The organism is Vibrio sp. C8 (assembly GCF_054051265.1).
In genome coordinates, this window is record NZ_JBPAOE010000050.1 from 16,963 (window position 1) to 32,932 (window position 15,970).

The window sequence follows — 15,970 nt, forward strand, 5'->3', positions numbered from 1 at the left end:
TTTGCATTTAATTTAATTAAAATCAATTGGTTATGTGATTTAAAAAATAAATAAATGTTTAGAGTAAGATTGTTTCGTTGATTAACGAGTTAGAAATAAAAAATCCCTTAGTGATTTCTCACTAAGGGATTGATTTAAAAGTAAATGAATTGTTATTAATGGGCGATTGGCTGAGTTGCCTGTCTTAGCCACTGCTTAACATCACCTTCAACTAGAGGGCTAACGTCGTCCCACACTTTTTGGTGGTAGTCGTTTAGCCAGTTAAGTTCAGGTTTTGTCAGCATGTTGACATTGATAGCGCGAACATCAATAGGGCAGCGAGTGAGTGATTCGAAGCCATGAACATGGAAGTCGCCTTGGGTTTCGACTTCTACAACCAATTCTAAGTTTTCGATACGAATACCAAAGCCATCAGCTCGGTAGTAACCCGGTTCGTTCGACAACACCATGCCAGGTAGCAAGGCAACGTTGTTAAACACTTTACTAATACGTTGAGGCCCTTCGTGAACACTGAGGAAGTGACCAACACCGTGACCCGTACCGTGATCATAATCGTAGCCGTTTGCCCATAAATGTTGGCGGGCTAAAACATCAAGTTGGTGGCCACAAGTACCTTTCGGGAATCGAGCTTTAGCCAAAGCAATATGACCTTTTAGAACCAAGGTGAACTGTTGCTTCATTTCGTCACTGACTTCACCAATCGCAATGGTACGGGTTATGTCGGTTGTACCATCGGTATATTGGCCACCAGAATCAACAAGGTAAAGCGTGTTTATTTCTAGCTTACCTGGCTCTGGTTGGTTCATGTGGTTGTAGTGACACATAGCCGCATTCGTGGTTGCTGCTGAAATGGTGTCAAAGCTCAGGTCTGCTAATGTTGGGTCAAGCTCGCGGAATGCTTGAAGCTTATCAGACAGTTGCGCTTCGTTATGCAGTTTGCCAGCCGCCACTTCGCTGTCTAGCCAAGATAGAAATTTCGCCATTGCAGCACCATCGCGAACATGACACGCTTTCATGCCTTTAATTTCAGTCGCGTTTTTGGCGGCTTTTGGTAACAAGCAAGGATCTGCGTCTTTAATGAGTTCAGCGTTTACATTCTGCAGTGTCAGTGTGAACCAAGCGTTGCTGGTGGCTGGGTCTACAATCACTTTCTTGCCTGAAAGTTTCTCAAGTTCTGATTGCAGCGTATCTGGATGATGAACTCGTACACCTGCACCAACGTGATTCTCAAAGCCTTCGGCTAAGCGAGCTGGGTCGAGGAAGAAGTCGACACTTGCGTCAACATGAACAATGGCGTGCGATAACAATACCGGTAAGCGTGATACGTCTAGACCACGAATATTCAGCAGCCAACAGATAGAGTCTAATTCTGTCAGCACTGCGCTATCTGCTTTTTTAGAGCGCAAGATGTCTGCAATACGCTGACGTTTTGTCGCGCTATTTACACCAACCAGCTCATCACTCATTAAACGCATGTCAGAGACAACAGGAGCAGGGCGATCATGCCAAAGTTGGTCGATAGCATTGCCTTCGGTCGCAACTAATTCTAGTTCGCCAGCAAGTTTGCTTTGAGTCGCAATTAACCAACTCGCTCGGTGCATTCTTGGGTCGTAGCCCACTTTGCTACCTGTAGGCAAATGACTTTGTAGCCAATCTAAATACGGTTCTTCAATCAGATGACGGTACTCAAACAGTTCTTGTGGAACCTGCTTGCGAACCTGAACGGTATAGCGGCCATCAACAAGAATGGCTGCCGAGGTTTGAGTAATCACAGCGGCACCCGCTGAACCAGTAAACCCAGTTAACCAATGTAATCGTTCGTTGTGTTCTGGTACGTATTCGCCAAGATACTCATCTTCATGAGGAATAATGAGTGCGTCTAAACCGTTACGTGTTAACCAGTTACGAAGTTCCGTTACACGCTGGGAGATGGATTGGTACATCTTGCTATTCTCCTAATAATTGTCCTTTTGTTCAGCTGATGCCGATATATCCGTTCTCTTGATATACCCACTTTGCCTATCTATGTAGTGCAGGACGTGAACCGATAAGCTACTCGTTTTGTAGTGAGTGTGCAAATGTGCTGAACTTAATCTTATCAATAGTGTTATAGGGCATTTGTTTAACGCAAATGTAAGGTTTTCGTCTGAATGATTTGCCTTAACCAAGAGAGTGCCGGGTCGTTTTCTCTGTCTCTGTGCCAGAACAGCGTATAAGCCATTGGTGGGAACTCTAGAGGCAGTGGCAGTACCACCAAATCGAGATGTTTGGCGACCAGATGCGTGAAATGACTTGGCGCGGTAAACACAAAGTCAGTGTAGCTACATAAGCTGGCGGCACTGTTAAAGTCTGGGACGGTAATCGCAATATCACGCTGATAACCTAAGTCAGCCAAGCGGTAGTCCAACAGCCAGCGGTCACTGCCGTCACAGCGAACTTGAACATGTCGAAGGGTTAGATAGCGTTCCAAATTCCATTGCTGTTTTAGAACTGGGTGATCTCGTCGAACGACACACATTTGTGAATCGCGATAGATCTCTTGCTCGCAGATATCCTTTGGTGGAAGCATGGTTAACTTCGCATCGTTGATATCGATGTCTTTGCCTGTGATACCAATATCGAGCTCGCCCATTTGCAGCTTTTTAAAGGTTTGGTCTGTCCAAGAGTGGGTACTGATATTGAGATTTGGGCCCTGCATGAATATCGCTGGTAAAAAGTGGGGAAGAATTAATGGGTAGACACTTTCGACAGCCGCAATATGGAATCGGTATTCACTCGACTGAGGAGAAAACTGCTCTGGCTGAGTAATCAGCTCTAGCTGATCAACCAAAGTTTCCAATTTAGGCTTTAAAAACAACATTTTTGGTGTCGGTTTTAGGCCATGGGAGGTTCGGATGAAAAGTGGATCATCGAATTGTTCACGTAGTTTCGCCAGCGACTTACTGACGGCAGACTGACTCAGATGCAGCCGGCTAGAAGCGCGTGTAACGCTGAGTTCCTCTCCAAGAACTTGTAAACAAACAAGCAAGTTAAGGTCAATTCGCGCTAATTTATCAATGTTCATGTGATTTTCCATTGAGGAATATTACTGATGATTATAAGCCATTTGTTCGAATAACAGCATTCTTCTATGATGCACGCTCTTTATTATTCAATTTTTGGAACCTATTTTGAGCGTAACTTCTTTTGTGAAAGAGTCTTCTGTGCAAAGCAAACAGCAAATGATTCTACTGACTTTGTTGGTACTGTTTAGTCCGTTGGCAATCGATATTTACTTGCCTGCGTTGCCACAAATCTCGCAAGCGTTTCACGTGGAACATGCCTTAGCTCAAGATACGATTACTTGGTTCTTATTTGCTATGGGTGTCGGGCAACTGTTTGCTGGCCCTTTGGCAGATAAACTCGGACGTCGAACTGTTGCATTGGCTGGCGTTAGCATCTACATCTTGAGCGCTTTATTGGCGTGGGGCGCTCAGAATATTGAGTGGATGTTAATGTCTCGTTTGCTACAAGGATTGGGTGCGTGTGCAACGTCTGTAGCAGCCTTTGCGACAGTTCGCGATATCTTTGGCCCTGAGCGCAGTGGCAAGATGATCAGCTACCTTAATGGTGCGATTTGCTTTATTCCTGCTTTGGCGCCAATTCTGGGAAGCTGGTTAACACAGCAATTTGGCTGGCGTTCTAACTTTAGCTTTATGGCAGGCTTTGGCGTATTCGTTGGATTCTGGTTGTTGATTCGTATGAAAGAGACCAATCCAGCTACAGAGAAGCAAGCGGTGTTTAAGCTGTCGCGTTACTGGTCTGTGTTAAAAGTTCCTTCATTTTTGTTCCATGCTTCGCTTTGTATGCTGGCGATGGCGGTTATCTTGGCTTATGTCACTTCAGCCCCTGTGGTTCTGATGGAAAACTTAGGCTTAACCATGAATGAGTTTACTTTCTGGTTTGGTATTAACGCTGTGGTTAACATCGCGGCTTGTTTATCTGCTCCTAAGCTGATGGACAAGTGGGGAACACATAAAATTCTGTTCTCTGGAATCGTGATGTTATTAGTGGCTGGTGGCCTGATGGTCGGAATGAAGTCTCAAGGCACGGCTTTAGCCTTTATGCTGCCAATCTTCTTTTCATCGGTAGGTTTTGCTTGGATTCTGGGTTCAGCTGCGGGTAAAGCATTGGCTCCGTTTGGCGACAAAGCGGGCACAGCCGCGGCACTGTTGGGTTTGTTCCAGATGAGTGGTGCTGGTCTTGTTGTAGGTACGCTACAACGTTTAGAGCTTGAACCGCAGATGATGATTGCACTTCAAATGTGGATTGTTGCCCCTGCGCTGATTATTTTGTTGTCTAAAGCAGGCAAAGAGTGGCATCGCTTAGCATTTCAGTGATGCGGTGGGCAGGAATAGGAAACAGCAACGTCGTTCACAAGATAAAATAGTGAAGAGTTATAAGGTTTTGTAAATACTCTGAAGTGCTATTTTCTAATCATGGTAACAGGTGTATATTATTTCGCTCACTATCATTAGAAATAGCGTCTTGGAATCGAAATACAGTGTCCCTAACTACCTATGAAATGGCTCGTATTCTCGAGCAGTTAGAAGAATCACCAGAAAAAGTGATGTTTGGTAAGTTACTTAATGAGTTAGGTAATCAAAGCAGTGAGCGAGTACGCAGCGCTGCTAAACAAGTTCCGTTGCCAGTTCTGCGTGATTTGGTTTATCAATTTCAACAAGTGATTGATTCGCGCAAAGGTGAACAAGTTGATTTGTTGGCTAAGCAATTAGCGCAACAAGGTATCTCAGCTGAAGAGCTAATGAGTTACCTGAAAAAATAACTGATGCTTTAACAAGAACCCAAGTTTGAAACTTGGGTTTTTTGTCTTATCTACTTTTTGAACTTGTTATCTTTTGGCGTCGATTTAAGGAATTACGTTACGGTTGATTGGGTTCTGTAGCGAGATCAGTGTCTCTGTTGACTGAACTTCGTCAATCGCCTGCAACTTGTCGATCAATACAAACTGCAGTTCTTCAATCGAACGGCACATCAACTTGACGAAAATACTGTAAGCACCAGTGGTGTAGTAAGCTTCAACTACTTCATCAAGGGCATTGAGCTTTTCCAGCGCGGAATGGTAATCACGCGCAGCTTTCAGGTTAATACCAATAAAACAGCACACGTCATAGCCGAGCTTCTTGGTATTCACGACAACTTCAGTACCTTGAATGATATCCGCAGCTTTCATTTTTTCGATGCGTACGTGAATAGTGGCAGGGCTGACATTAAATTGCTTCGCCATTTCTGCATAGGGCGTACGTGCATCATCCATTAAGATTTTCAGAATAGCGCGATCAAGCTCGTCGAGCTTTGTAGAGGCAACTTGCATACAGGTTCCTAGTTCACTTATTCAACGAAGATTCTTCCGCATCTTATCACACTGAAACCTTAGGTTTCTGATGAAAATCCGCTACACTGGCAGCGATTTTTGAAACTCATGATGGAATGACACTTTGCAGCTACAACTGATTTGTGAAGCCCCTGAACGCGCTTCTGAGCTTGATGAAATAGCAACTCGCTGGAAGCTCACACACAGTGATGAAAGCGTTTTTGCGCTGGTACTCACCAGCGAGCAATTAGAACTGCGTAAAGTCGATGAACCTAAGCTGGGAGCCATCTTCGTTGACTGGGTCACTGGAGCGGTGGCGCATCGTCGTAAGTTTGGTGGCGGTAAAGGTCAATCCATTGCAAAAGCTGCAGGGTTAAATAAAGGTGCCACACCTACGGTGCTGGATGGAACAGCAGGCTTAGGCCGAGATGCATTTGTTTTAGCCTCTTTGGGCTGCAAAGTACAAATGGTGGAGCGTCATCCTGTGGTTGCGGCATTGTTGGATGATGGATTAAATCGAGCCAAACAGGACAGTGAAATTGGTGGTTGGGTTTCAGATCGCGTGACGCTACTGCATGCATCTAGTCACGATGCGCTCAATAAATTAGCCAATGACGAAAGCTTCGTTCGCCCAGATGTAGTGTATCTCGATCCTATGTATCCGCATCCAGAGAACAAAAAGAAAAGCGCCCTAGTGAAGAAAGAGATGCGCGTATTCCAATCTCTTGTCGGCGCAGATAACGACGCTGACGCGCTATTAGAACCCGCTTTGCAACTTGCTACCAAACGAGTGGTAGTGAAGCGTCCGGATTACGCAAATTGGTTGGCAGAGCAAAAGCCAAGTATGGCAATAGAAACCAAAAAGAATCGCTTTGATGTTTATGTGATTGCAGCGATGACGGGCGAGAAATAACAGGCGGAAACATCAGACGAAAACATCTGACGAATAGTACGCTTGCCTTTTTATTAGTAGAGGGTTATATATAACCAAGAATCATTATCATTTTTGTTTGGTTGTATTTATGGCTCAGCGCTTATGTAAATTAAGTCGTCACGATATCACTGCTTCGTTGTCAGATATTCATCGAATTGTTGCTGAACCTAAGTACCTATGTCGCTCGTGCGCTCGTTCATCTTCTGACAAAAAGAGTCTGTGTAAACCTCAGGCTTTTTCTGTGAATGCTCCGGTTGCCAAAGAAAGTGTCAGCGTTGATAAAAACAGCAAAGCGGCATTAAAAGTGGCTAAGAAAACGCTTAAAGCGCAGAAAAAATATCAGAAGAAACTGGCAAAAGTGCTGAAGAAACAACGCAAGCTTGCCAAGAAACAGCAAGCACTGCAGTTGAAGTTTGCCAAGTTAAATCAAGCAACAAGCAGTGAGTATTCACTTACTTCTCAGTATCACTAACGGCTACTTAGAGCCTCAAATACAAAAACGCCCATCGGCTTAACCTGATGGGCGTTTTGCTATGCGATTCTTTTCTTACCAGTGTTTGAGCAGCCAGTGTTTAAGCGCTTTCGGCTTCTTTGTAGCTTTGAGCAACTTTACGTTTCACCCAAGTTTCGTTAACCCACAGTGAGAACAAAATGATGATGCCGCCAATAGAGAGTCGAGCAATATCTACATCGCGGTTCCAAATAACGATGTTGACGATTAAACCGGCAGGAACCAAAGCGTTATTCATGATCGCCAGCGCACCCGCATTAACCAAACACGCACCCTTGTTCCACACGAAATAACCTAGACCAGATGCAATCACACCAAGGTAAATCAAAATACCCCATTGCAGTGAGGTCGTTGGTAGCTTCGCTGGGTTACCCAAAAGCGCGAACGCTATGGTTGCCACAACCAGTGCGCCTAAGTAGAAATAACCAAACACCGTGCGCTGAGGAAGCTCTACGCTTTGATTTTCCATAACATATTTATAAGCCACCTGACCGATTGCAAAACAGAGGTTGGCACCTTGCACAACAAAGAAACCGATTACGAAGTTCTCATTGATGCCAGCAAACTTAATGAATACCGCCCCAGCTACCGCGATAGCGGCCGTAACCAGATACCACGGAGAGAAACGCGCTTTAAGCAAATCGTAAATCAAAGTAACGTAAATAGGTGTAAATACGGTAAACAGTAATACTTCTGGAACAGAGAGTAGTAAAAAAGATTGGTAGTAGAAGCAGTACATTAATCCAAGTTGGATACCACCGATAGACATTAGCTGAACAATCAGTTTTTTGGGTACTTGCTTGAATTTCAAAAACGGCAGGAAAATAAAGCTTGCCAGTGCAACGCGCATGAACACTGAGAACCAAGAGTCAACCTGACCCGCCAGATAAACGCCGATCAGGCTAAATGAAAATGCCCAAAGAAGGGTAACTGCAGATAAATAAAACATAATCCCTGATAATTTTATAAGTGGATGTTGAAAATTACCCGCAGTCTATCTGATTTATTATTGTTCGTCAGTCATTAAGTGGTACTACCAACATGTCGACAGGTGAACAATTTATGAGCTGTCTTGTTGAGGAGAGTAACTTACTCCAAAAATCTTGGTGATGGCCACAAACCACGAGGTCAATATTGAACTCATTGATGGTGTCACAAAGCTCATTGCTCAAGTCACCACTGCCCACTAAAGTATGGTTGATTGGGTAATTAGCATGATCTGCCAGTTCTTTTAACTGAGTTTGCGATGCTTCCATTGCGTGATGCTGAGTTTCTGCCAAATTGATATCAATTAGTCCGGTATACAGTTCGGCATAGTTGACATCGATATGGATAAACGAGACAGCAGCATTGAGAGGTGTCGCGAGTGCGACGGCTTTTTCTACCAGCAATTTGCTATCTTCAGATAGGTCAACAGCTACTAAGATGTGTTTATAGCTCATGATGCCTTCTCCATTTAATTGTCCTCAAGTTAGGTTAATTAAACTTTAGCACCTAGTTAGAAACATTTTTGCCATGATGATCTCATATCCATGTTGAATGAGAGGGTGGCTCAAACTAACAAATACTAATGATCGTGTTATAGTGACTTCCAGTTTGCACAATGATTTAGGAGCGTTTTATGCTTTCACAAACGATGGTTGATCAATTGAATGATCAAATTAACCTCGAATTTTTCTCATCCAATCTATACTTACAAATGAGTGCTTGGTGTGAAGATAAAGGATTCGAAGGAGCAGCTGAGTTTTTAAGAGTTCACGCGGCAGAAGAAATGCAGCATATGCAAAGACTGTTTACTTATGTCAGCGAAACGGGTTCACTGCCGATTTTAGGCGCGATAGCCTCTCCTCGACACGACTTTGCAAGCTTAGGTGATGTGTTCCGTGAAACCTACGAACATGAGCAAATGATTACAGAAAAAATCAACAAATTGGCTCATGCGGCATTCACATCGCAAGACTACTCAACATTTAACTTCCTTCAGTGGTACGTTGCGGAGCAACATGAAGAAGAGAAGTTGTTTAAAGGGATTTTAGACAAGCTAGAACTTGTTGGTGAAGATGGTAAAGCGTTGTTCTTTATCGACAAAGATCTAGCTGCTTTGGCACAAAAAGGCTCATCTTCGGTAATGGATGCCCCTACTGCTTAATTGCAGTAAAAAGACTCTAAACACGATCGTCTTTTTCTCCGGGTAGCCCTCTTACTTTGGATGTAGGGAGGAAAAGATGATCAGTGGAGATACCATTCTACTAGCGCTAATGATTGTTACTGGTATTAACGTAGCAAGATACCTTACCGCGCTGCGAGCTCTGATTTATATCATGCGAGAAGCTCACCCGTTGCTTTATCAACAAGTTGATGGACGGGGATTTTTCACCACACATGGCAACATGTCTAAGCAGGTTCGCCTATATCACTACTTGAAAAGTAAAGAGTACCTTCATCATCATGATGAAGTGTTTACTGGCAAGTGCGATCGTGTTCGTGAGCTTTTCATTCTCTCTTCGTCTCTCGTGGTGTTTACCTCAGTGGTTGCGTTTATGCTCTAGAAGAACTTCTGCGCTTTTTTGAAGAATAGAAGTTTGGATAAACGCATTGGTAAGAGTGAACGTTTACCGTTAAAATGCCGCTTCAAGTGAGTGAGGACGTACCGCTGTACGTCCTTTTTTATTGCCTGTTCTTGCTAATTACATAGTTCTAGACGGGTAGAGTTCTGATTACTGGCATTGGTATGAGTCATGAGTGAAAAAGTAGATGTTGTCATCATAGGTGCCGGAGCGGCTGGCCTAATGTGTGCTGCTCAAGCCGGAAAACGTGGACGCCGTGTGATGCTGATTGATCATGCGAAAAAACCAGGACGTAAGATTCTTATCTCCGGTGGTGGTCGCTGCAACTTCACCAACTACGACGTCTCGGCTCAAAACTACCTTTGCCGCAATCCGCATTTCGTAAAATCGGCGCTTTCGCAGTATACCCACTGGGATTTCATCTCAATGGTGAGTAAATATGGTATTGAGTTCGAAGAGCGATCTCATGGCCAGCTTTTCTGTTTAGACTCGGCGAAAGACATCGTCAAAATGCTGCTTGAAGAGTGCGACCTTCCAAACATTAGTCAGCGCTATCAAGTCGAGACACTCGATATTCAAAAAGCAGAACAAGGCTTCTTGTTGCACACCACACAGGGCGATATTGAGTGTGAGTCTTTGGTCGTGGCGACCGGCGGTCTTTCAATGCCAAAGCTAGGAGCCACACCGTTTGGTTACAAGATTGCTGAGCAGTTTGGTTTACCGGTTATTTCAACCACCGCAGGCTTAGTACCTTTTACTCTGCATGTTGAAGACAAAGACGCATTAGCTGAGCTTTCGGGTATCGCTGTTCCTGCTGAAATTCAGGCAGAATGCGGAAAAAGCTTTAAAGAAGCGCTGCTGTTTACCCATCGCGGCTTATCTGGCCCGTCGGTGTTGCAAATTTCGTCGTACTGGAAGCCGGGACAAGCGGTTACCATTAACTTGGTGCCTGAAGTTGATGTTGATGAGTTATTAACTCGTTCCCGAGAAAAGCACCCGAACCAGACACTCAAAAACACCTTAGCGCGCGTACTGCCTAAGCGTTTAGTGGAAGTGTTTATCGAACGTAAGTTGCTGGTAGACAAACCTCTCAAACAGTTCAATCCGAAAGAGCTGGAAGCAATAAGAGAGACTTTAGAACAGTGGCGTGTGGTACCAAATGGAACAGAAGGCTATCGAACAGCTGAAGTCACTCTTGGCGGCGTGGATACCGATGTTCTTTCTTCTAAAACGATGGAATGCAAAGACATTAAAGGACTGTATTTCGTTGGTGAAGTAATGGATGTGACTGGTTGGCTCGGTGGTTATAACTTCCAATGGGCATGGTCGAGCGGTTATGTTGCTGGTCAGAACGTATAAAATCGGTCTTGAAATATTTTAAACCCGCAGAATGTTATTAAATTAATAGCGGGTTTTTTATTTGTTTTCTATCTATTGAGAGTTTTTGGGAAACACGTTGGGATGGTGCTTACGCATATACCTTTGCTCGCCAATCATCTCTTTGAATGACAGGCCTTGCGATAACAGGAAAATCACTTCATTACCGACCGTTCTCAGTACTTTACCTTTAACTTGAATATTGGTGTCAAAGGCATTGAGAAGAATTTCACCTTCAACAGTGTCGTTAGGACTAAACAATGAAGTATCACGCACAATTACACGCATGCCCTGTTCCGAAATTTCACTGATTTTAAATTCTTTGCTTTGAACTCGGAATGTAGGCATGGCTACTTTGGTTTTGTAACTTAGACGAAAATATTGTCTTTGTTCAGTTTGATTCGTCATTTTAGTTAATTTGGCTTAGCCACTCTTCATAATTAGGTAAAGACGCAGCAGTGCATTTTTCTCTGCTCAGTTAGTTAAAGTTTATCTACTTTTCCTGATTTTTCGAAGCGAGTTCTCTATCAATCAGTCATTATTTAGCATGTTTGACAACATCTCGAGGGATTATTTCATTCAATTGCCCTGAGTAAAAATGATTTGTGTAATAAATAGCGACAGAAGGTAGTCAGAAAGATAGATTTCACATGGTATTTTCTTTTGTTCATTGAAAATATAGTACTCTTTACTTTAATTAACCTTGGTTAACACAAAACTATAACTATATGAATTTACGAAAGCTCTTTTTTGTCATTTTGGTATTAGTTTTCTCTGGTTGTGCCACCTATGCTGGGCTCAACTACGATGAACTGTTTGGTGCACCTGAAGTTCGTGAGCGTCAGGTGGCTTTAGACTCGCCTCAAGCTCAGTATTTTATGCAAGAGGTGAAGCCCATCATCGATAACCGATGTGTGGTTTGTCATGCTTGTTATGACGCACCTTGTCAGCTGAAACTCTCTTCGGTGGAAGGGATTGATCGAGGTGGAAGCAAAACCCAAGTCTACGAAGGGACGCGTTTGAGTGCGGCAACACCAACTCGGCTATTTGAAGATGCTCAAACCACTCAAGAGTGGCGTGATTTTGGCTTTCATCCTGTGCTGAATGAACGAGATCAATCGACACGAGCAAACCTTGAAGCAGGTTTGGTGGCAAGACTGTTGAAACAAAAAGAGTTACATCCTCAACAGCAACAAGATCAGTTGGAAGGGTTCGATTTTTCGATTTATCGAGAGCAGCAGTGTCCCACGTTAGAAGAGCATGAAGCTTACCAGCAGGAGTACCCTGACTGGGGAATGCCTTTTGGCATGCCAAACCTCAATAAGAGTGAGTACAACAAGCTAATGGCATGGTTGGAAAACGGCGCTCAGATGAATGAACACATACCGCTGACGGCATCGCAACAAACCTTAGTTGATAACTACGAAACACTGTTAAATGCAGACGGTAAGAAGAACCAGTTAGCGGCTCGCTATATCTATGAGCATTTGTTCTTATCCCATATTTATTTTTCTGATCTGAACGAGAAAACGCCACGTTTCTTTACGCTTGTTCGTTCTGCAACACCGCCGGGTGAGCCTGTTAGACGCATTGCAACTCGTCGTCCATATGATGATCCGCAAGTTGACCGCGTTTATTACCGCATCATCCCAGAGCAAGGCACCATAGTTGATAAAACCCATATGCCTTACGCCTTGAATAAGAAGCGTATCCACAATTGGAAAGCGTGGTTTATCGATGCGGATTACAAAATTAAGGAACTGCCAAGTTACGAGCCTTCGGTAGCCGCTAACCCGATGACCGCTTTTATCGATTTGCCCGTCAATGCGAGATATCGTTTCTTACTCGATAACGCTCAGAATACCGTGATGGCGTTTATTAAAGGTCCGGTCTGTCGAGGTCAGCTGGCGCTTAACGTTATTAATGATAATTTCTGGGTGTTCTTCTTAGACCCAGACAAAGCCAACATTACAGAGGTTAACGAGTTTTACCGCTCTCAAGCTGATAACTTAAAGCTGCCAGCGGAGCGCGAAGACACCATCAACCCAATTGCTACTTGGATTAGTTATGCCAAGCAGCAAGCTCGCTATCTGGAAGAAAAATCTGAGTTCTCGGCTAAGCAATTTAAAAATGGCCGCCACGTGACAACGGATTTGATTTGGTCTGGTGATAGTACTAACCCCAATGCTGCGTTAACTATTTTCCGTCACTTTGATAGTGCGTCTGTGGCACAAGGTTTGGTAGGACGAAAACCAAAAACCGCATGGGTGTTAGATTACGCATTACTTGAGCGTATTCATTACTTGCTGGTAGCAGGCTTTGATGTCTATGGAAACTTCGGTCATCAGCTCGTGACCCGCATGTTTATGGATTTCTTGCGCTTAGAAGGTGAAAGTAACTTCATTACCTTACTGCCTCAGAAAACACGGCATGAGGAATTGTCGAGCTGGTATGAGGATCAAAGTGCGTATTTTACCGAGTTTCTATTGCGTAACGTGAAGCCATTTGATGAGCCGAGTAATATCGAGTACACCACAGATGATCCGAAATCAGAGTTGTTTGATCAGCTACGCGAACATGTCCAGCCAGTACTTAGCCAACGATATGACATCGTTAATACCGGGTTTACCGCTGATCATGAATACGCACTTAACAGCGTCAATTATATTAAAGGTGAGGGCATACTACCGATCCCTCAGTTAATGATGCTAATGATTGAATCCAAATCGGGTGAGTCGCAACTGTTTACTCTGATCCACAACAACGCTCACAGCAACATTTCCAGCTTGTTTGATGAAGAGGACAACCGAGTCCCAGAGAAAGACACATTAACCTTGGTAAGAGGTGTTTTGGGTAGTTATCCGGCAGCCTATTTGTCGCTGAAAGAAACTGAAATTCCTGAGCTGGTGGCACGTTTGAAAACACTGGATGGTGAAGAGAGCTATGTTCAGCTACTGGATCGGTTTGCGGTGCGTCGCAGTTCACCAGATTTCTGGTCTTTCAGTGATAAAGTTCATCAATGGTATAAGCAAGATCAGCCGATTGAATTTGGTTTACTGGATTACAACCGGTTTGAGAACCGATAATCCAAAGCGAAAAGAGAAGCCAGTCTTAAAACTGGCTTCTTTGCTATTAACTCGTAACTCGGAGATATCGATGTTTTTAAGTCGAAGATAACTATGAATCTCCGGTTGCTAGTGAGCCTATACGGCTGGTGTTCACCACTTTGCGGCGTTCGCTCATTATGATCAACAGACGTTGCAGAGCGATAAAGCTGAACAGCAAAATGCCGACGATGATTTTGGTCCACCAAGAACTTAACGTGCCGTCGAAAGTAATGTAGGTTTGGATTAGCCCTTGTATAAGCACGCCAAATAATGAGCCAAACACAGTGCCGACACCGCCGGATAGCAAGGTACCACCGATAACCACAGCAGCAATTGCATCAAGCTCAACACCGACAGCGGCTAATGGATAGCCCGCAGAAGTGTAGATAGAAAACACAATACCTGCACAAGTCGCCAAGAAAGTGGAAAGCATGTAGATACCGATTGTGGTGCGTTTCACTGCAATCCCCATCAAACCCGCTGAAGTCGCATTACCGCCAATCGCGTACACGTTGTTGCCAAAACGAGTTCGGTGAGCCACAAGCATCCCGATGGCAACGACGAAAAGCATCACCACTGCCAACAAGCTTAATCGACCACCGCCTATGATGTGCCATGAAAAGCGAGACATCTCACGATAGATAGGGTGCTCAATAGGAATAGACTGCTCTGAGATTAAAAAGCTCACTCCGCGCAGAAAGAACATTCCAGCTAATGTCACGATGAAAGCCGGGATTTTTAACGTATCAATAATCCAACCCATCAAACCGCCAAACAGTGAACCCATCACCAACACCATAATAATGGCAGTGAAAGGGTGAACGCCCCATTCGCCAATCACCGTGGCGAGAAAGATACCGGTAAACGCGACGACCGAACCCACTGACAGGTCAATACCGCCAGAGAGGATTACGAAAGTCATACCAACAGCGAGTATGCCTAAGAAAGCATTATCCGTCAGAATGTTACAAATTACCCTCGTGCTCATAAAGGCAGGGAACTCTACCATGCAAAACGCGTAACCAATCAGGAACACTGCGATGGTGATAAACAGAGGAAAATTACGTTTTATCATGGTCTATTTCCTCTTAATCAATTGAATAACTGTCGGGGATTGCAGTATCAACACGGTTAATACCACCAGTGATTTCACAATGTGATTCCATTGCGGTTGATAACCAGACAACAGAATACCTGTGTTGATGCTTTGAATGATAAAAGCGCCAACCAATGCAAGTAACAGATTAAAGCGGCCCCCCATTAGAGAAGTACCACCAATTACAACCGCCAAAATGGCATCCATTTCCAACCATAAACCGGCGTTATTGGCGTCAGCGCCTTTGATATCGGCAGCGACAATGATCCCTGCGATTGAAGCCATCACACCACTGATGACATACACAGACATCACAATTGCCGGGGTGTTAATGCCTGCGTTTTTGGCTGCTTTGATATTGATACCCACGGACTCGATAAAGAGCCCCAATGCTGTTTTCTTAGTGAGTGCCCAAACAATCAATAAGGCACAAGCCAACAACAGTATTGGGGTAGGGAAATAGAACAATGAACCACTACCAAACCAAGATAATGTGTCGTTGTTGAAGGTAATGATTTGTCCCTCTGTGATGAGCTGTGCGACACCGCGCCCAGCTACCATTAAAATCAAGGTGGCAACAATGGGTTGGATTTTACACATAGCAACAAGGAAGCCGTTCCACAAACCACATGCGACCCCTGCCAGTACAGAGCAAAGCAAAATGGTTGATGGCGCATAGCCTTGCTCTGCCATACTGGCGAGTACAGCACCGCTTATCGCCATCACAGCTCCGACAGAAAGGTCGATACCGCCGGTTGCGATAACCAGCGTCATGCCGATGGTTAGCAGTGCGACAGGTGCACCGCGGTTAAAGATATCGATGACACTGCCAAATAAGCGGTCATCTTGAATGTGAATAGAGAAAAAGTTATCAGCAATCAAACTGTTCACAATGAACAGTAGAATAAGAGCAGCAAGCTGTGGCGTGCCTTTTGGCAGTGTAAATCTATTGCGCTGCTCGGGCTTCTTGACTGACTGCAGTCGATTGAGCGTATTCATAATCA

Annotated in this window: 16 protein-coding genes; 8 read left to right on the forward strand and 8 right to left on the reverse strand. The window is 44.2% G+C overall.

The window, feature by feature from the left end; genetic code table 11:
* Positions 1-155: 155 nt before the first annotated feature.
* Both ACRQQK_RS17710 and ACRQQK_RS17715 read right to left on the reverse strand, forming a co-directional pair.
* Positions 156-1,943, reverse strand: a complete 1,788-nt coding sequence (locus ACRQQK_RS17710; protein WP_457513602.1) for an aminopeptidase P family protein — start codon at positions 1,941-1,943, stop codon at positions 156-158.
* A 179-nt stretch (positions 1,944-2,122) separates the two neighbouring features.
* Complete coding sequence (locus tag ACRQQK_RS17715) at positions 2,123-3,064, reverse strand: LysR substrate-binding domain-containing protein (protein WP_042490091.1); 942 nt, start codon at positions 3,062-3,064, stop codon at positions 2,123-2,125.
* A gap of 157 nt (positions 3,065-3,221) precedes the next feature.
* Between ACRQQK_RS17715 and ACRQQK_RS17720 the strand changes: the two genes are divergently transcribed.
* Both ACRQQK_RS17720 and tsrA read left to right on the forward strand, forming a co-directional pair.
* Complete coding sequence (locus ACRQQK_RS17720; RefSeq protein WP_457513886.1) at positions 3,222-4,379, forward strand: multidrug effflux MFS transporter; 1,158 nt, start codon at positions 3,222-3,224, stop codon at positions 4,377-4,379.
* 164 nt (positions 4,380-4,543) lie between these two features.
* Positions 4,544-4,825 (forward strand): H-NS-like global regulator TsrA, encoded by a 282-nt coding sequence (gene tsrA, locus ACRQQK_RS17725; RefSeq protein WP_457513604.1) that lies wholly within the window; start codon positions 4,544-4,546, stop codon positions 4,823-4,825.
* 84 nt (positions 4,826-4,909) lie between these two features.
* On the opposite strand, the gene asnC is transcribed toward tsrA, so the two are convergent.
* The gene (gene asnC, locus ACRQQK_RS17730) at positions 4,910-5,374 is read right to left on the reverse strand and encodes a transcriptional regulator AsnC (RefSeq protein WP_042490084.1); all 465 of its coding nucleotides are present in this window, start codon (positions 5,372-5,374) and stop codon (positions 4,910-4,912) included.
* A gap of 124 nt (positions 5,375-5,498) precedes the next feature.
* Between asnC and ACRQQK_RS17735 the strand changes: the two genes are divergently transcribed.
* Positions 5,499-6,287 carry a class I SAM-dependent methyltransferase gene (locus ACRQQK_RS17735; RefSeq protein WP_457513606.1) on the forward strand — a complete coding sequence of 263 codons (789 nt, stop codon included), beginning with the start codon at positions 5,499-5,501 and terminating at the stop codon, positions 6,285-6,287.
* Positions 6,288-6,396: 109 nt separating this feature from the next.
* Positions 6,397-6,780: a hypothetical protein gene (locus ACRQQK_RS17740; RefSeq protein WP_457513608.1), complete on the forward strand. Its 384-nt coding sequence runs from the start codon at positions 6,397-6,399 to the stop codon at positions 6,778-6,780.
* Positions 6,781-6,880: 100 nt separating this feature from the next.
* Here the strand turns inward: ACRQQK_RS17740 and ACRQQK_RS17745 are convergent, their stop codons facing one another.
* The gene (locus ACRQQK_RS17745; RefSeq protein ID WP_457513610.1) at positions 6,881-7,768 is read right to left on the reverse strand and encodes a carboxylate/amino acid/amine transporter; all 888 of its coding nucleotides are present in this window, start codon (positions 7,766-7,768) and stop codon (positions 6,881-6,883) included.
* A 67-nt stretch (positions 7,769-7,835) separates the two neighbouring features.
* Positions 7,836-8,261, reverse strand: coding sequence for a universal stress protein UspA (gene uspA / locus ACRQQK_RS17750; RefSeq protein ID WP_042490075.1), 426 nt, complete (start codon positions 8,259-8,261; stop codon positions 7,836-7,838).
* 179 nt (positions 8,262-8,440) lie between these two features.
* Here uspA and ftnA point away from each other — a divergent pair, with 179 nt between their 5' ends.
* The 3 genes from ftnA (at position 8,441) to ACRQQK_RS17765 (ending at position 10,745) form a co-directional block, all read left to right on the forward strand.
* Positions 8,441-8,968: a non-heme ferritin gene (gene ftnA, locus ACRQQK_RS17755; protein ID WP_457513612.1), complete on the forward strand. Its 528-nt coding sequence runs from the start codon at positions 8,441-8,443 to the stop codon at positions 8,966-8,968.
* Between the two features lie 76 nt (positions 8,969-9,044).
* Complete coding sequence (gene uspB / locus ACRQQK_RS17760) at positions 9,045-9,368, forward strand: universal stress protein UspB (protein ID WP_102941474.1); 324 nt, start codon at positions 9,045-9,047, stop codon at positions 9,366-9,368.
* Positions 9,369-9,557: 189 nt separating this feature from the next.
* Positions 9,558-10,745: an NAD(P)/FAD-dependent oxidoreductase gene (locus tag ACRQQK_RS17765; protein WP_457513614.1), complete on the forward strand. Its 1,188-nt coding sequence runs from the start codon at positions 9,558-9,560 to the stop codon at positions 10,743-10,745.
* Between the two features lie 72 nt (positions 10,746-10,817).
* Here ACRQQK_RS17765 and ACRQQK_RS17770 read toward each other — a convergent pair whose 3' ends face one another.
* Positions 10,818-11,171: a PilZ domain-containing protein gene (locus ACRQQK_RS17770; RefSeq protein WP_102963024.1), complete on the reverse strand. Its 354-nt coding sequence runs from the start codon at positions 11,169-11,171 to the stop codon at positions 10,818-10,820.
* Positions 11,172-11,491: 320 nt separating this feature from the next.
* Between ACRQQK_RS17770 and ACRQQK_RS17775 the strand changes: the two genes are divergently transcribed.
* Positions 11,492-13,849, forward strand: a complete 2,358-nt coding sequence (locus ACRQQK_RS17775; protein ID WP_457513616.1) for a fatty acid cis/trans isomerase — start codon at positions 11,492-11,494, stop codon at positions 13,847-13,849.
* Positions 13,850-13,940: 91 nt separating this feature from the next.
* On the opposite strand, the gene yjfF is transcribed toward ACRQQK_RS17775, so the two are convergent.
* Both yjfF and ytfT read right to left on the reverse strand, forming a co-directional pair.
* Positions 13,941-14,945 (reverse strand): galactofuranose ABC transporter, permease protein YjfF, encoded by a 1,005-nt coding sequence (yjfF, locus tag ACRQQK_RS17780; RefSeq protein WP_457513618.1) that lies wholly within the window; start codon positions 14,943-14,945, stop codon positions 13,941-13,943.
* A gap of 3 nt (positions 14,946-14,948) precedes the next feature.
* Positions 14,949-15,965, reverse strand: coding sequence for a galactofuranose ABC transporter, ATP-binding protein YtfT (gene ytfT / locus ACRQQK_RS17785; protein ID WP_457513620.1), 1,017 nt, complete (start codon positions 15,963-15,965; stop codon positions 14,949-14,951).
* Positions 15,966-15,970 lie beyond the last annotated feature (5 nt).

What these genes read in the sequence shown, in the direction of transcription:
- ACRQQK_RS17710 (WP_457513602.1), bottom strand. Translation starts at nt 1,943, where the DNA reads ATGTACCAATCCATCTCCCAGCGTGTAACGGAACTTCGTAACTGGTTA.
- ACRQQK_RS17715 (WP_042490091.1), bottom strand. Translation starts at nt 3,064, where the DNA reads ATGAACATTGATAAATTAGCGCGAATTGACCTTAACTTGCTTGTTTGT.
- ACRQQK_RS17720 (WP_457513886.1), top strand. Translation starts at nt 3,222, where the DNA reads ATGATTCTACTGACTTTGTTGGTACTGTTTAGTCCGTTGGCAATCGAT.
- asnC (WP_042490084.1), bottom strand. Translation starts at nt 5,374, where the DNA reads ATGCAAGTTGCCTCTACAAAGCTCGACGAGCTTGATCGCGCTATTCTG.
- ACRQQK_RS17740 (WP_457513608.1), top strand. Translation starts at nt 6,397, where the DNA reads ATGGCTCAGCGCTTATGTAAATTAAGTCGTCACGATATCACTGCTTCG.
- ACRQQK_RS17745 (WP_457513610.1), bottom strand. Translation starts at nt 7,768, where the DNA reads ATGTTTTATTTATCTGCAGTTACCCTTCTTTGGGCATTTTCATTTAGC.
- uspA (WP_042490075.1), bottom strand. Translation starts at nt 8,261, where the DNA reads ATGAGCTATAAACACATCTTAGTAGCTGTTGACCTATCTGAAGATAGC.
- ftnA (WP_457513612.1), top strand. Translation starts at nt 8,441, where the DNA reads ATGCTTTCACAAACGATGGTTGATCAATTGAATGATCAAATTAACCTC.
- uspB (WP_102941474.1), top strand. Translation starts at nt 9,045, where the DNA reads ATGATCAGTGGAGATACCATTCTACTAGCGCTAATGATTGTTACTGGT.
- ACRQQK_RS17765 (WP_457513614.1), top strand. Translation starts at nt 9,558, where the DNA reads ATGAGTGAAAAAGTAGATGTTGTCATCATAGGTGCCGGAGCGGCTGGC.
- ACRQQK_RS17770 (WP_102963024.1), bottom strand. Translation starts at nt 11,171, where the DNA reads ATGACGAATCAAACTGAACAAAGACAATATTTTCGTCTAAGTTACAAA.
- ACRQQK_RS17775 (WP_457513616.1), top strand. Translation starts at nt 11,492, where the DNA reads ATGAATTTACGAAAGCTCTTTTTTGTCATTTTGGTATTAGTTTTCTCT.
- yjfF (WP_457513618.1), bottom strand. Translation starts at nt 14,945, where the DNA reads ATGATAAAACGTAATTTTCCTCTGTTTATCACCATCGCAGTGTTCCTG.
- ytfT (WP_457513620.1), bottom strand. Translation starts at nt 15,965, where the DNA reads ATGAATACGCTCAATCGACTGCAGTCAGTCAAGAAGCCCGAGCAGCGC.